Annotated in this window: 11 protein-coding genes; 4 read left to right on the top strand and 7 right to left on the bottom strand. The window is 68.6% G+C overall.

The genetic code is table 11. The annotated features are described in order from the left end of the window. Positions 1 to 35: 35 nt before the first annotated feature. The 7 genes from C3488_RS06920 to C3488_RS06890 all read right to left on the bottom strand — a co-directional run bounded on the left by C3488_RS06920 (position 36) and on the right by C3488_RS06890 (position 10,816). Entirely contained in the window at positions 36 to 1,184 is a 1,149-nt protein-coding gene (locus C3488_RS06920; protein ID WP_103838422.1) for an ABC transporter ATP-binding protein, read from the bottom strand. Continuing rightward, positions 1,177 to 2,238 (bottom strand): ABC transporter ATP-binding protein, encoded by a 1,062-nt coding sequence (locus tag C3488_RS06915; RefSeq protein WP_103838421.1) that lies wholly within the window; start codon positions 2,236 to 2,238, stop codon positions 1,177 to 1,179. The genes C3488_RS06920 and C3488_RS06915 overlap by 8 nt, the downstream gene beginning before the upstream one ends. A gap of 11 nt (positions 2,239 to 2,249) precedes the next feature. Beyond that, a complete protein-coding gene (locus C3488_RS06910) occupies positions 2,250 to 3,188 on the bottom strand; it encodes an ABC transporter permease (protein WP_103838420.1) in 939 nt (312 codons plus the stop codon). After that, positions 3,181 to 4,107 carry an ABC transporter permease gene (locus C3488_RS06905; RefSeq protein ID WP_103838419.1) on the bottom strand — a complete coding sequence of 309 codons (927 nt, stop codon included), beginning with the start codon at positions 4,105 to 4,107 and terminating at the stop codon, positions 3,181 to 3,183. The genes C3488_RS06910 and C3488_RS06905 overlap by 8 nt, the downstream gene beginning before the upstream one ends. A 149-nt stretch (positions 4,108 to 4,256) precedes the next feature. Further along, a complete protein-coding gene (locus C3488_RS06900; protein WP_103838418.1) occupies positions 4,257 to 5,876 on the bottom strand; it encodes an ABC transporter substrate-binding protein in 1,620 nt (539 codons plus the stop codon). Positions 5,877 to 6,495: 619 nt separating this feature from the next. Further along, positions 6,496 to 8,412, bottom strand: a complete 1,917-nt coding sequence (gene typA / locus C3488_RS06895; protein ID WP_103838417.1) for a translational GTPase TypA — start codon at positions 8,410 to 8,412, stop codon at positions 6,496 to 6,498. 295 nt (positions 8,413 to 8,707) lie between these two features. After that, positions 8,708 to 10,816, bottom strand: coding sequence for an ABC transporter family substrate-binding protein (locus C3488_RS06890; protein WP_103838416.1), 2,109 nt, complete (start codon positions 10,814 to 10,816; stop codon positions 8,708 to 8,710). A gap of 371 nt (positions 10,817 to 11,187) precedes the next feature. On the opposite strand from C3488_RS06890, the gene C3488_RS06885 reads away from it, so the two are divergent. Genes C3488_RS06885 through C3488_RS06870 form a run of 4 tightly spaced genes read left to right on the top strand, consistent with a single transcriptional unit; the run spans position 11,188 to position 15,067 of the window. After that, entirely contained in the window at positions 11,188 to 11,478 is a 291-nt protein-coding gene (locus C3488_RS06885) for a hypothetical protein (RefSeq protein ID WP_103838449.1), read from the top strand. 20 nt (positions 11,479 to 11,498) lie between these two features. Then, complete coding sequence (locus C3488_RS06880) at positions 11,499 to 12,332, top strand: hypothetical protein (protein ID WP_103838448.1); 834 nt, start codon at positions 11,499 to 11,501, stop codon at positions 12,330 to 12,332. 18 nt (positions 12,333 to 12,350) lie between these two features. Continuing rightward, on the top strand, positions 12,351 to 14,300 hold the full coding sequence (locus tag C3488_RS06875) for a fumarate reductase/succinate dehydrogenase flavoprotein subunit (protein ID WP_103838415.1): 1,950 nt from the start codon (positions 12,351 to 12,353) through the stop codon (positions 14,298 to 14,300). Next, a complete protein-coding gene (locus C3488_RS06870) occupies positions 14,297 to 15,067 on the top strand; it encodes a succinate dehydrogenase/fumarate reductase iron-sulfur subunit (protein WP_103838414.1) in 771 nt (256 codons plus the stop codon). Before C3488_RS06875 ends, C3488_RS06870 begins: the two co-directional genes overlap by 4 nt. Positions 15,068 to 15,318 lie beyond the last annotated feature (251 nt).

Below are 15,318 nucleotides of genomic sequence, written 5' to 3'. Positions count from 1 at the left end.
GAGGTACCGGGAACCGACCGGATGCCAGGGAGACGTCAGGCCGCGTGCACGACGTCCTTCTCCTCGGCGAAGTGGCACGCCGACTCGTGGGCCGCGGGCGAGTCCGCGTCCTTGAAGCGCTCGGGGACCGCCAGCAGCGGCACCTCCTCGGCGCACCTGTCCGTGGCCTTCCAGCAGCGGGTGCGGAAGCTGCAGCCCGAGGGCGGGTTGGCCGGGGAGGGCACGTCGCCGGTGAGGATGATCCGCTCGCGGTGCTCACGGGCCTCCGGGTCCGGCACGGGGACCGCCGACAGCAGCGCCTGGGTGTAGGGGTGCGTCGGGTGGTCGTAGATCTGCTCGTCCGTGCCGATCTCGGCGATCTTGCCGAGGTACATCACGCCCACGCGGTCCGAGATGTGCCGGACGATCGACAGGTCGTGCGCGATGAAGATGTAGGAGAGGTTGAACTCGTCCTGCAGTCGCTCCATCAGGTTGATGACCTGCGCCTGGACCGACACGTCCAGGGCGGAGACCGGCTCGTCGCAGATGATGACCTCGGGGTTCAGGGCCAGGCCGCGGGCGATGCCGATGCGCTGGCGCTGACCGCCCGAGAACTGGTGCGGGTAGCGGTTGATGTACTCCGGGTTGAGACCCACGACGTCGAGGAGCTCCTGCACCCTGCGGCGCCGGTCGCCCTTGGGGGCCACCTCGGGGTGGATGTCGAAGGGCTCGCCGATGATGTCACCCACCGTCATACGCGGGTTGAGCGACGTGTACGGGTCCTGGAAGATCATCTGGATGTTGCGGCGGACCGCCTTGAGGGCCTTGCCGGACAGCTTGGTGATGTCCTGGCCCTTGTAGAAGATCTCACCGGCGGTCGCCCGCTCCAGGTTCATCACGAGCTTGGCGACCGTCGACTTGCCGCATCCGGACTCGCCGACGATGCCCAGGGTCTCGCCCTGGTAGAGGTCGAAGGAGACGCCGTCGACGGCCTTGACCGCGCCGATCTGGCGCTTGATGACGATGCCCTGCGTCAGCGGGAAGTGCTTGACCAGGTTGCGCACCTGCAGGATCGGCTCGCCCCGGTGGACCGGTGCGTCGAGGGCGGCGACCGCCTCCTCCTCGGAGTGCACGTCGGCGACGTCCACGGCGGAGACGTTCGGTGTCGCGTCCTGCGGCTCGCCGGTCTTGGTCGGCTCAGCCATGGATCGTCTCCTTCCAGAAGTGGCACGCGCTGGCGCGGCCGGGCAGTTCCGTTCCGTCCGGCTCGGTCACCGGGACCAGTGGCGGACGCTCCGTGCGGCAGATGTCCTGCGCCTTCTCGCACCGCGGGTTGAAGGCGCAACCGCCGGGCACCTTCAGCAGGTTGGGCGGCAGGCCCTTGATCGCGTAGAGGTCCTGGCCCTTCTGGTCCAGGCGCGGGATCGAGTCGAGCAGGCCCCGGGTGTAGGGGTGGGCCGGGCGCTTGTACAGCTCGTGCACCGGTGCCGTCTCCACGATGCGGCCCGCGTACATCACCGCGATCTTGTCGGCGACGTCCGCCACGACACCCAGGTCGTGGGTGATGAGGATCAGACCCATGTGGTACTCGCGCTGCAGCTCCGCGAGCAGGTCCATCACCTGGGCCTGGACGGTCACGTCGAGGGCCGTGGTCGGCTCGTCGGCGATGATCAGGTCCGGCTCCAGGGCGAGCGCCATGGCGATCATGATGCGCTGGCGCATACCGCCCGAGAACTGGTGCGGGTAGTCGTTCACGCGTGCCGCGGCCGCCGGGATCTTCACCCGGTCCATCAGCTCGATCGCCTTGGCCTTGGCCTCCTTGCGGGACAGCCCCCGGTGGACGCGGAACATCTCACCGAGCTGGAAACCCACGCTGAGCACGGGGTTGAGCGCGGAGAGCGCGTCCTGGAAGATCATCGCGATCCGCGCGCCGCGCAGCTTGCGCCGCTCCTCGGCGGACATCTTCAGCATGTCCTCGCCGTAGAAGCGGATCTCTCCCTGCGGGATGCGGGCCGGCGGCATGTCGAGGATGCCCATGATCGCCTGCGCGGTCACGGACTTGCCGGAGCCGGACTCGCCGAGCACGGCGAGCGTCTCCCCGGAGTTCACCGAGTAGTTGACGCCGTTGACAGCCCGGACCACACCCTCGCGGGTCTGGAACTCGACGTGCAGGTCACGCACTTCGAGCAGCGGGCCGGTCTTCTCGGCGTCGCCGGGTCGCGGAGCCGGGACGGCGTCCGTCGGTTGGATGGTGGTCACGTACGCCTCCCTCAGCGCATCTTCGGATCGAAGGCGTCGCGGACGACGTCGCCGAGCATGATGAACGCCAGCACGGTGATGCTCAGGGCGCCGGCCGGGAACAGCAGCGCGTGCGGCGAGGTCAGGAACCGGTCCTGGGCGTCACTGATCATCAGACCCCACGAGATGTTGGGGTACTGGATGCCGATGCCCAGGTAGGACAGGGCGGCCTCGGCGGCGATGTAGACACCGAGGTTCATGGTGGTGATGACGATGACGGGGGCGAGCGTGTTCGGCAGGATGTGCCGGAACGCGATCCGGCCCGAGCCCGCGCCGAGCGCACGGGCGGCCATCACGTAGTCGTTGTACTTGTTCGAGATGACCTCGCCGCGCATGATCCGGAAGACCTGCGGCCAGCCGAGGATCGCCATGATGAACGACACCGTCCACACGTCGCCGCCGCCCCAGATCGACATGATCAGCAGACCGCCGACGATGAGCGGCAGGGCCGAGAAGACCTCGGTGATACGGGACAGCACCGCGTCGACCCAGCCGCCGACCAGACCGGCCAGCATGCCCACCAGGCCGCCGATCAGGGTGGTGGCGACGGTGGTCACCACACCGACGACGATCGAGTTGCGGGTGCCGTACACGGTCCGCGTGTAGATGTCGCAGCCCTGCACGTCGAAGCCGAACCAGTGCCCGGACGACGGCCCGTTCATGGAGTTCTGCAGCTGGCAGAAGCCGTCGGAGAACGGGGAGCGTGCCGTGAACAGGCTGGGCACGATCGCCAGCGCGAGCAGGCAGACGATGATGAAGGCGGTCCCGAGGAACATGGGCCGCTTGCGCAGGTCCGCCCAGCCGTCCTTGAGCAGGCTGGCCTGACGGGCCGCCGCCTTCTCCTCGGCCTCGATCTCCTTGGCGAGGGAGGCCTCGTCGGTGGTGGGCCTTTCTATCGTCTTCTCACTCATAGCGGATCCTCGGGTCGAGCACGGCGTACATCAGGTCTACGAGGAGGTTGGCGGCCAGGTAGATCAGCACCAGCAGGGTCACCAGGCCGACGACGATCGGCCGCTCGCGCAGATAGACGGACTGGGCCAGCTGGCCACCGATACCGGGCATGTTGAACACCCGCTCGGTGATGATGGCGCCGCCCATCAGGGCGCCGAGGTCGAAGCCCAGGAAGGTGACGACCGGGATCAGGGAGTTGCGCATCGCGTGCAGGCCGATGACCCGGCGCCGCGGCAGGCCCTTGGCGATCGCGGTGCGGACGTAGTCGGCCCGGATCGACTCCGTCAGGCTCGTCCGTACCAGTCGCGCGATGTACGCCATCGAGGTCGAGGCGAGCACGATGGCCGGGAGGATGTAGCTCTGCGGCCAGCCCTTGTCGATACCGGCGACCGGCGTGGCCTTGAGGTTCACGCCGAGCTCCAGCTGAAGGACGCTACCCAGCACGAAGACCGGGATGGAGATCAGCAGGAGGGTGGCGACCAGCACCACGTTGTCGAGGAACTTGCCCTTCTTCAGCGCCGACATGATGCCCGCCAGGATGCCGATGACGGCTTCGATGGCGAAGGCTGTCAGGCCCAGCTTGAGCGTGACCGGGAACCGCTCGGCGACGATGTCCGAGATGGCACGGCCGTTGTAGGTCTCACCGAGGTCACCGGTGAAGACGCCACTGATGTAGTGCCAGTACTGCTGGTACAGCGGCTCGTTGAGGTGGTAATGCGCGCGGAGGATCGCCGCGATGTTCGGGTCGGCGCGCTTGTCGCCGGCCAGTGCCTGGATCGGGTCGCCGGGCAGCGCGAAGACCAGGCAGAAGATGATGAACGTGACGCCTATCACCACAGGGATCACCTGCAGGAGGCGGCGCACGACGTATCGGCCCATGGGTGCTCCAGAGGGGGGTGCTCGATCCGCCCGTGGCCGGGGCGGCGGCACTGTCGGACGGAAGACGGCAGAAGGGGTGAGCAGGGGAAGGCTTGGAGCCTCTCCCCCTGCTCACCCTTTGACCGCGGTCGGACCTGCTCAGATACGGCTCAGCCGAGCTTGACCGTGTCCCACAGGACCTGGTGGCCGGCGACCTTCATCGACTTGATGTTCTCGCTGAAGCCGGCGTTCAGCGTGTAGAAGTACACCGGGATGTACGGCAGGTCCTTCAGCAGGACGTCGTCGGCCTGCTGGTAGATCTTCACGGCCTCCTCGTGCGTCGGGGCCTGGTCGCCCTTGACGAGGAGCTTCTCGAACTCCTCGTTGACGTAACCGGAGTAGTTCGAGCCGTTGGCGATGGCGTCCTTCGAGAAGACCGGACGGAGGTAGTCCTCCATGTCCGGGTAGTCCATGCTCCAGGCCATACGGAACGCGCCCTGGTACTTCTTGGCGTCCAGGTCGTTGAGGATGGCCTGGAACTGCTCGAACGGCTTGGCCGTCACCTTGATGCCCAGGTTCTGCTGGAGCTGGTTGGCGACCGCCTCGACCCACTCCTTGTGGCCGCCGTCCGCGTTGTAGCCGATCTCCAGCGCGTTGCCGGGCAGCCCGCCGGCCTGCTTGTAGAGCTCCTTGGCCTTGCTCGGGTTGTAGGTGCAGGCCTCACCGCAGGCGCCCTTGCGGTAGCCGTCGATGATGGGGCTGATGTAGTCGTCCGCGGGCGTACGGGCACCGACGAAGACCTTCTCGGCGATCGTCTTCCGGTCGATCGCCATGGAGATGGACTTGCGCAGGTCCGCGTTCTGGAACGCCTTGTTGTACTTGATCGGGAAGCCGATGTAGCCGACGGCCGAGTCGGCCTCGTCGATCGTGCGGCCCGGCAGGTCCTTCTTGTAGGTCGGCAGACCCGAGGTCGGGACGTTGATGTCGATGTCGAGGTTGCCCGCGACCAGGTCCTTGTAGGCCGTGTCCAGGTTCGAGTAGATCTTGAAGTCGACACCCTTGACCTCGATCTTCGAGGCGTCCGGGTACTTGTCGTACTTGACGGTGTCGATTTCCTGGTTGTGCTTGACCTTGCCCTTCATCATGAAGGGGCCGTTGCCGATCGGGGCCTCGCCGAAGCCCTTCGGGTCCTTGAAGAACGCCTTGGGCAGCGGGACGAACGCGGTGAACGACAGCTGCGACGGGAACGCCGAGAACGGACCGTTCAGGGTGACCTGGAGGGTGCTGTCGTCGACGGCCTTCAGACCCGACATCTTGTCCGTCTTGGGCTTCTTGCCCTCGCCCGGGTTCAGGTCGCTGTAGCCCTGGATGTGGCTGAACAGCGGGTTGGTCTGCTGGGCGTTCGTCTGGTTGGCGCCGTAGTTCCAGGCGTCGACGAAGGACTGGGCGGTGACCTTCTCGCCGTTGTGGAAGGTGTAGCCCGACTTCAGCTTGATCGTCCAGACCTTGTTGTCCTTGGTCTCGATCGACTCCGCCATGGCGTTGACGACCTTGTTGTTGGCGTCAAGCTTGGTCAGACCCGTGAAGAGAGCGTTGATGACCTGGCCGCCCTCGGTCTCGTACGTGTTGGTGGGGACCAGGCTGTTCTGCGGCTCACCGATCTCCATCGACACGATGCCGTTGCTCTTGCCGCCGCCCGAGCCGCTGTCCCCGCCACCACCACAGGCCGTAGCACCCAGCGCCACAACCGCGGCTATCGCAACCCACTTGGCGCTCTTGGCACCACGCATGGGGCTCCTCCTCATGAGTCCATTGGTTCACCGCATGGAGGGGCACAAGACGCATCACCGTCACCGGTGCCTGAAATGGTCAGGTGCCCCCGCGCTCGTGAGTCGGCGCCGCCAGCGGCGTGACCCTTTGATCCGAGCTCTACGCGCCTAACTATCTGCCATCGACCAGGGTCGAACCACACCCATAAGGTCTCGGTTCCATCACACCTGGCCCGTACATCTTCCAAAATCCGGACAAACGGTTTGCCGAAAGATCCCTGCGAAACGGACTTGTTACACATCTACCGGAGTCGGGTGTCCGCATTCCGGACACCCGAGGGAAAAAATCCGGTTGCGGTTACGTTGAAGGTGTGCGGGGGCGCCACTTGCGTACGCGCACACCGATGCGCACCGTGCACGCGCCGTCCCGTTCGGGTGAACGGCCGCCCATGCAAACCCCGTTCGCCGGCGATCCGCCTGGCATGGCCGGAATGCACCTCGGCAGCAGGGTAGTGCGCACAGGTCGGGCCGCGCGGCTCCCTGAAGGAAGTGAAGGGTTTTCCCTATCCCGCCGTTGTGCACGGCAGGGCCGAGCACCCCGTCCAGCGGAGCGCCCGACCCTGTCGTCGGTGGCCGAAAATCAGCTGTGCTTGGCGCGGCTCGCGGCGCGGGCCCGCTCGCGCTGGTCCAGGACGACCTTGCGGATGCGGACCGCCTCCGGCGTCACCTCGACGCATTCGTCGTCGCGGCAGAACTCCAGGGACTGCTCGAGCGACAGCTTGCGCGGCGGCACGATCGACTCGGCGATGTCGGCCGTGGCGGACCGGATGTTGGTGAGCTTCTTCTCCTTGGTGATGTTGACGTCCATGTCGTCGGAGCGGGAGTTCTCGCCGACGATCATGCCCTCGTACACCTCGGTGCCCGGCTCCACGAACAGCGTGCCGCGCTCCTGGAGGTTCGTCATCGCGAACGCGGTGACGCTGCCGGAGCGGTCGGCCACCAGCGAGCCGTTGTTACGGGTCTGGAGCGGCCCGGCCCAGGGCTCGAAGCCCTCGTGGATGGAGTGGCCGATACCCGTGCCACGGGTGCTGGTCAGGAACTCGGTACGGAAGCCGATCAGACCGCGGGAAGGGACCACGAACTCCATGCGGACCCAGCCCGAGCCGTGGTTGGACATGTTGTCCATACGGCCCTTGCGGACGCCCATCAGCTGCGTGACCGCGCCCATGTGCTCCTCGGGCACGTCGATGGTCATGCGCTCGAACGGCTCGTGGACCTTGCCGTCGATCTCCTTGGTGACGACCTGCGGCTTGCCGACCGTCAGCTCGTAGCCCTCACGGCGCATGGTCTCGACGAGGATGGCCAGCGCCAGCTCACCGCGGCCCTGGACCTCCCAGGCGTCCGGACGGTCGGTGTCCAGGACCCGAAGGCTGACGTTACCGACCAGCTCGCGGTCGAGACGGTCCTTGACCTGGCGGGCGGTGACCTTGCGGTCCTTGACCGTGGCCTTGGCGTTGGCGCCCTTGCCGGTGCCGCCCTTGCCGACCAGCGGCGAGGTGTTCGTACCGATGACCATGGAGATCGCGGGTTCGTCGACCGTGATCAGCGGCAGCGCGACGGGGTTCTCGGGGTCCGCCAGGGTCTCGCCGATCATGATCTCGGGGATACCGGCGACGGCGCAGATGTCACCCGGGCCGGCCTTCTCGGCGGGCTTGCGGGTGAGGGCCTCGGTCATCATCAGCTCGCTGATGCGGACGTTGCTGATGGTCCCGTCGCGCTTGATCCAGGCGACCGTCTGGCCCTTGCGCAGCTCGCCCTGCTCGACGCGGAGCAGCGCGATACGGCCGAGGAAGTTGTCGGCGTCCAGGTTGGTGACGTGGGCCTGGAGCGGGGCGTCCTCGTCGTAGGTCGGCGCCGGGATGTGCTCCAGGATCGTGGAGAAGAACGGCTCCAGGCTGGTGGAGTCGGCCGGGACCGTGCCGTTCTCCGGCTTGGTCAGCGAGGCGATGCCGTCACGGCCGCACGCGTAGACGATCGGGAACTCGATCTGCTCCTCGTCGGCGTCCAGGTCGAGGAAGAGGTCGTAGGTCTCGTTGACGACCTCGTCGATACGGGCGTCGGGGCGGTCCGTCTTGTTGATGCACAGGATGACGGGCAGCCGGGCCTGGAGCGCCTTGCGCAGCACGAAACGGGTCTGCGGCAGCGGGCCCTCGGAGGCGTCGACCAGCAGGACGACACCGTCCACCATCGACAGACCGCGCTCGACCTCGCCGCCGAAGTCGGCGTGGCCGGGGGTGTCGATGATGTTGATGGTGATGGGGTCCCCGCCGTCCTTGGGGTGGTACTTCACCGCCGTGTTCTTGGCGAGGATCGTGATGCCCTTCTCACGCTCCAGGTCGTTCGAGTCCATGACCCGGTCGTCGACCTGCTCGAGCTGGTGGGCGGCGAAGGCGCCGGCCTGCTTCAGCATGCCGTCGACGATGGTCGTCTTGCCGTGGTCGACGTGGGCGACGATGGCGACGTTGCGGATGTCGTGACGCGTTGCAGTCACAGCCATATTGCGGCGTACTCCCGGAGTGGTGAGGACGGCTGCGCGTACGTCCTCGGTACGCGCGCCCTGCCGGGCTGAACGTGCCACGGCCTCACCCCATGGTACGGGGGCTCTGCCGCTTGGGGGGGCCGGGTTACGTTGGTGCAGCTCAGGGTGGTTTGCGGCGCCCGGTACCGAGGCTGGGCGGGGTGGGGTGCGCAACCCGGCGCTACGGGGTGCCCGCTGCGCCCACCCTCCCCCAAGCTCTCGGCTTCGCTCGAGCAGGGGGACCCCCATCGCCCAGCGGCACGACCGCCCGCAGCTAGGAAGCCCGCGGGGACGGTTTTGCGCCCTTCTTCAGGTAGCCCATGTCCTCGTAGACCGGGGTCTCGAAGCCCCACGAGCCGGCGTTGGCCAGATTGGTGCGGGTGGCTGTCAGCTGGGGGCGCTGGTAGAGCGGGATCGAGGCCGCCGTGGCCCAGATGCGGGCGTCGGCCTTGCGTACCAGGTCCCGTTCCTCGTCCTCGTCCAGCGTGGCGATCGCCTGGTCGAAGAGCTGGTCCACCTGGTCGGTGCCGACCCGCGTGTAGTTCTGTTCGACGCTCAGTGAGCCGTCCGCCGCCGGTACCGGCTTGGCGAAGATCGGCCGGGCGTCGGTCGCGGGGAACGCGGTGGCGGGCCAGGAGTACAGCGCCAGGTCGTAGTCCCCGGACGCGACGTGGTCCTTGAAGTAGCTGTCGTCGGGGACGCCGGTGATCTCCGTGCGGATGCCGATCTTCTGAAGCATGCGGGTGATGCGGTCGCCGACGGTCCGCAGGGTCTTCGAGCCCGGTCCGGAGGGCAGCACGAACCGCAGTTGCAGCGCCTTTCCGTCCTTGGTGAGGACCCCGGAGGCGCCGCCCGGAGCGGCCGTGCCCTTGGGCGCGTACGCCCCCGGCGCCCCGCCCTGACGCCGGCCGTGCTCCTGCTGGAGCTCGCCGTCGAGGTGTCTGCCCGCCTGTTCGTCGGCGGGCTTGTTCGCGTGGTCGCGGGGGTCGTGCTGGGCGGGCGGCTTGTTGTCCTGGCCGACGATGTAGGCGCCGTCGTTGCCCGTGCCGTCCCCGTGCTCCGCCGTGTGGCCCTGGGGCCCGGCCGCGCTCTTGTTCTTTTTCGGCTCTTCCTTGACCGGGCCGCCGGGCACCCAGCCCGCCTCGGCCAGCAGCGCCTGGGACTGGGCCGTGTCCTGTTTGCCGAGGGAGCCGCTGTTGTCCTGGTAGGCGTCCTGCCCGGCGAGCGCGAGGTGGCTGCCGACCGGCACGGCGGGCAGCCCGAGCGGCTTGAGGACCAGCCCGGCCAGCTCGGTGCGGTCCAGGGCGCGGGCGATCGCCCGGCGCACCCGCTCGTCGGTGAGGGGGCCCCGGGAGCCGTTGAGGGCGAGCTGGGTGTAGGCGGGTTCGAGGGACTTGCGGATCACGAACCCGCGCAGGGCCTGCTGCTGCTCGCTGCCGGGCGCGCCCGTGGCGTCGCTGGGGGTCGCGGAGGGCCCCTGAAGGGGCTTGCTTCCCTTGTCACGGGCGGCCAGGGTGATCCGCTCGGCGTCCTGCGGGTTCACCTCCGCCATGTCGACCTTGCCGTCGGCGAGCGCGGTGGCCCGCTGGTCGAGCGGCACGGCCACGAGCACGATCTGGGAGAGCTTGGCGGGCCGTCCCCACCAGCGCGGATTGCGGGCGAGGGTGACCTCGCCGCCCTTGCGGTCCACCTTGGCGAGGGAGAAGGGCCCGGCGGTGACCTTCAGGCCGTGTCGGGCCGCGTCGTTGAAGCTGTCCGGGGTGCCCGTGACGTCCTTCGGGTACAGCGGCGAGAACAGCGACCGCCAGTCGGCGTACGGCTTGGCGAAGGTGACCTTGACCTCGAGGTTGTTCGCGCCGCGCTCCACCTTCTCGACGCGGTCGTAACCGGCGTTGCGGGCGGTCCAGTAGGCGTTGTCCTTGCCGGCGAGGGCGCGCCACTGGGCGGCGAAGTCGTCGGCGCCGATCTCCCGGCCGTCACTCCAGACGGCCTGCTGGTTGAGGCGGTAGACGACGACCTGCTTGGGCTCGGTCGACACCACCTCGGCGGACTCCAGGAAGTCCGGATCGCGCTGCGGGCGGCCCTGCGCGTCCAGCCGGAACAGCGAGGGCAGGACGGCGCCCGCGACCCGGGCGGTCGCGGCGTCGGCGTCCGCCTGGAAGGTGTTCAAGGTCTCGGGCACGGCGTCGACGGCCCAGCGCAGGGTGCCTCCGTCGGCGACGAGGGCACGGGCGGCGGGAGCGACGTCCTGTGCGGCGACCGGCTTGCTCTTCTGCTCGTCGTCCGCGCTGCAGGCGGCGAGCGCCGAGGCCGCGAGGGCCCCCGCGGTGAGGAACGCGATGGCGCGCAGTACCGCGCGTGGTCCGACGCCGTCGTGGGACATCACGTCTACCTCCGGGGGCCGCTCCGCTGATGAGCGGGGTTAGGGCGTTATGATCCGGTTTGGGAGTATTGGGGGTATTTGGAGCTGATCAGATGTATGCGCCCACTGAAGAGGAAAGGAGCCGGCCGGATGCGGCGACACGACGACGCGACGGGGCAGGCTCACCCGTCCGGCGCAGCCGGCCGCCTGTCCGGACCCCCGCCGCGTTCGCTCCTGAGTGGCGGGAGATTCGAAAACGCACCCGCACACACCCCCGTGCGTCGGCCAATCGCTGCATGTCCCTTCCCTACGGTCGGTGTGACGCGCAACACTCGCAGGCGCATGAGCGTTGCCGGCCCGGTCCGATGGACCCGTGGAAGCGAGGTCACGTCATGTCCGTGCAAGAGGAACTGACATCGGTCCAGCGCTGCCTCGACGACCTGTGCCGGTCGGTGGGGCGGCTGGAGCGGCAGATGGGCAGCGGCGGGCTCGACATCCGCCGTGTCCGCACCGACACCGACCACCTGCGCGAGAGCGTGGCGCTGCTGCGCGAGGCGGCCAGTGCGGCAGGCGCCTTGCGACGACCCGATCTCGTCGCCATCCCCGACACCCCGTACGACACCACCCTGTGGACGGACTCGGACGACGAGGGTCTCGGCGCCCGCGACCGGCACGCCCCCTGATGAAGAAGGTGCGTCCCAAGTTGGCCACTGGCACCGAATCCCCCGACACCCACGCCGCCGCGCCCGGCGGCGAGCGGGCCGGCAGGCGCGCCGCGATCCCCGGGCGCCACCTGCGCACCGACCGCTGGTGGCTGGCCCCGGCCGGCACCGCCGCCGGGCTGCTGGCCTTCGTCGTGTACTCGACCTGGCGCGCCTTCGCCGACGCGCACTACTACGCCGCGCCGTACGTCTCGCCGTTCTACTCGCCGTGCCTGGCGGAGCGGTGCCGGACCATGCACATGGGGCCCAACGCGGACCTCTTCGGCAGCTGGTGGGCGATCTCCCCGGCGATCATCATCCTGATCTTCCCGCTGGGCTTCCGTCTGACCTGCTACTACTACCGCAAGGCCTACTACCGCGGCTTCTGGGCCTCGCCCCCGGCCTGCGCGGTGGCGGAGCCGCACAAGAAGTACACCGGCGAGACCCGCTTCCCGCTGGTCCTGCAGAACGTCCACCGGTACTTCTTCTACGCGGCGCTCCTGGTGGCGGGAGTCCTCACCTACGACACCGTGCTCGCCTTCCGCGACCAGCACTACCGCTGGGGCCACATGGGACTCGGCACCCTGGTCTTCCTGGTGAACATCGCGCTGATCTGGGCGTACACGCTCTCCTGCCACTCCTGCCGGCACATCGTCGGCGGAAAGCTCAAGCACTTCTCGCAGCACCCGGTGCGCTACAAGGCGTGGGTGTTCATCAGCCGGCTCAACGCCCGGCACATGCTGCTGGCGTGGGCGTCCCTGGTCAGCGTGGCCCTCGCCGACTTCTACGTGTACCTGGTGGCGTCCGGCGCCTTCGCCGACCCGCGCTTCTTCTGACGACAGTGAGGCCTTGTGATGTCCGTGGTCGACCGGCAGGGGTGGGACGTGGTCGTGGTCGGGGCCGGCGGCGCCGGGCTGCGCGCCGCCATCGAGGCCCGCGAGCGCGGCGCCCGCACGGCCGTGATCTGCAAGTCACTGTTCGGCAAGGCGCACACGGTGATGGCGGAGGGCGGCATCGCGGCTGCGATGGGCAACGCCAACCCGCACGACAACTGGCAGGTGCACTTCCGCGACACCATGCGCGGCGGGAAGTTCCTCAACCAGTGGCGGATGGCCGAGCTGCACGCGCGCGAGGCACCCGACCGGGTCTGGGAGCTGGAGACCTGGGGTGCCCTCTTCGACCGTACGCAGGACGGGAAGATCTCCCAGCGCAACTTCGGCGGCCACGAGTACCCGCGCCTGGCGCACGTCGGCGACCGCACGGGGCTCGAGCTGATCCGCACGCTCCAGCAGAAGGTGGTCGCGCTCCAGCAGGAGGACAAGGAGGAGACCGGCGACTACGAGTCCCGGCTGAAGGTGTTCCAGGAGTGCACGGTCACCCGGGTCCTCAAGGACGGGGAGCGGGTGTCGGGTGTCTTCGCCTACGAGCGTGAGTCGGGCCGCTTCTTCGTCCTCGAAGCCCCGGCGGTCGTGATCGCGACGGGCGGCATCGGCAAGTCCTTCAAGGTGACGTCGAACTCATGGGAGTACACCGGCGACGGGCACGCGCTGGCGCTGCTGGCCGGGGCGCCGCTGCTGAACATGGAGTTCGTGCAGTTCCACCCGACGGGCATGGTGTGGCCGCCGTCGGTGAAGGGCATCCTCGTCACCGAGTCCGTGCGCGGCGACGGCGGGGTGCTGATGAACTCCGACGGCAAGCGGTTCATGTTCGACTACATCCCCGACGTCTTCAAGGAGAAGTACGCGGAGACGGAGGCGGAGGCCGACCGCTGGTACGACGACCCGGAGCACAACCGCCGCCCGCCCGAGCTGCTGCCGCGCGACGAGGTGGCGCGCGCCATCAACGCCGAGGTGAAGGCGGGCCGGGGTTCCCCGCACGGGGGTGTCTTCCTGGATGTGTCGACGCGCATGCCGGCCGAGGTCGTCCGGCGCCGGCTGCCGTCGATGTACCACCAGTTCAAGGAGCTGGCGGACGTCGACATCACCGCTGAGGCGATGGAGGTCGGGCCGACCTGCCACTACGTGATGGGCGGCGTCGCGGTCGACTCCGACACGGCGGCGGCCCGCGGGGTCACGGGCCTGTACGCGGCGGGTGAGGTGGCCGGCGGTATGCACGGCTCCAACCGGCTGGGCGGCAACTCGCTCTCCGACCTGCTGGTGTTCGGGCGCCGGGCCGGTCTGCACGCGGCGCAGTACGCCATGGGGCTGGCCGAGCGGCCCCGCGTGGACGAGGTCCAGGTGGACACGGCGGCGGCCGAGGCGTTGCGCCCGTTCTCGGCGGAGGGTCCGGCACCCGGCGAGGACATCGGCGAGGAGGGCCACCCGCCGGAGAACCCCTATGCCCTGCACCAGGAGCTCCAGCAGACGATGAACGACCTGGTCGGCATCATCCGCCGCGAGTCGGAGATGCAGCAGGCGCTGAAGAAGCTGGCGGAGCTGCGGGTGCGGGCGCGCCGGGCGGGCGTCGAGGGGCACCGGCAGTACAACCCGGGCTGGCACCTGGCGCTGGACCTGCGGAACATGCTGCTGGTCAGCGAGTGCGTGGCGCGGGCCGCGCTGGAGCGCACGGAGTCGCGCGGCGGCCACACCCGCGAGGACTTCCCGTCGATGGACCGCGCGTGGCGGCGGGTCAACCTGCTGTGCCGGCTCACCGACCCTACGGGAGGCCTGGCGGCGACGGACCCGGTCCGGGGCCAGATCGCACTCACCCGGGAGACCACCGAACCCGTCCGCCCCGACCTGCTCGCCCTCTTCGAGAAGGAGGAGCTGGTGAAGTACCTCGCCGAAGAGGAGCTGTACGAATGAGCAGCTACGAAGCCCGCTTCAAGGTGTGGCGGGGCGATGTGAGCGGTGGCGGCCTCGAGGACTTCAAGGTCGAGGTCAACGACGGCGAGGTGGTGCTGGACATCATCCACCGTCTGCAGGCCACGCAGGCGCCGGATCTCGCGGTGCGCTGGAACTGCAAGGCCGGCAAGTGCGGTTCGTGCTCTGCGGAGATCAACGGGCGGCCGCGGCTGATGTGCATGACGCGGATGTCGGTGTTCGACCGGGAGGAGACGATCACCGTCACCCCCCTGCGCACCTTCCCGGTGATCCGCGACCTGGTGACGGACGTCGGATTCAACTACGTCAAGGCGCGCGAGGTCCCGGCGTTCGTCCCGCCCGCGGGGCTCGGCCCGGGCGAGTACCGCATGATGCAGGAGGACGTGGACCGCTCGCAGGAGTTCCGCAAGTGCATCGAGTGCTTCCTGTGCCAGAACACCTGTCATGTGGTGCGCGACCACGAGGAGAACAAGCAGGCGTTCGCGGGCCCGCGCTACCTCATGCGGGTCGCGGAACTGGACATGCACCCGCTGGACGCGGCGGCCGAGCGGGGCCTGGACCGCAAGCGCACGGCCCAGGACGAGCACGGCCTCGGCTACTGCAACATCACCAAGTGCTGCACGGAGGTCTGCCCCGAGGGCATCAGGATCACGGACAACGCCCTGATCCCGCTGAAGGAACGGGCGGTCGACCGCAAGTACGACCCCCTGGTGTGGCTGGGCTCGAAGATCAGGAGGCGTTCTTCGTAGCGGCGGCGGCCCGGGTACGGCCGGGGTGCCGGCCGACAGCTGCACCACCGTGCCGGCCAGATACAGCCCGAAGCCCATGGCCGCCAGCGGCATATGGGCGAAGGGGGTGCCGTTGAGGGGACCGATGAACGCGTAGCCGGACATGCCGACGGCGCCCGACAGCGTGCCGTATCCCCACAGCCTCGGCCGCATCATCCTGCTCGCGCCCCACGGCGGCACCCAGCCCGTCGCGATCGCGGCGACACCCACCG

The organism is Streptomyces sp. Ru72 (assembly GCF_002920635.1).
Classification (GTDB): domain Bacteria; phylum Actinomycetota; class Actinomycetes; order Streptomycetales; family Streptomycetaceae; genus Streptomyces.
This window is presented reverse-complemented; position numbering and strand designations above follow the sequence as displayed.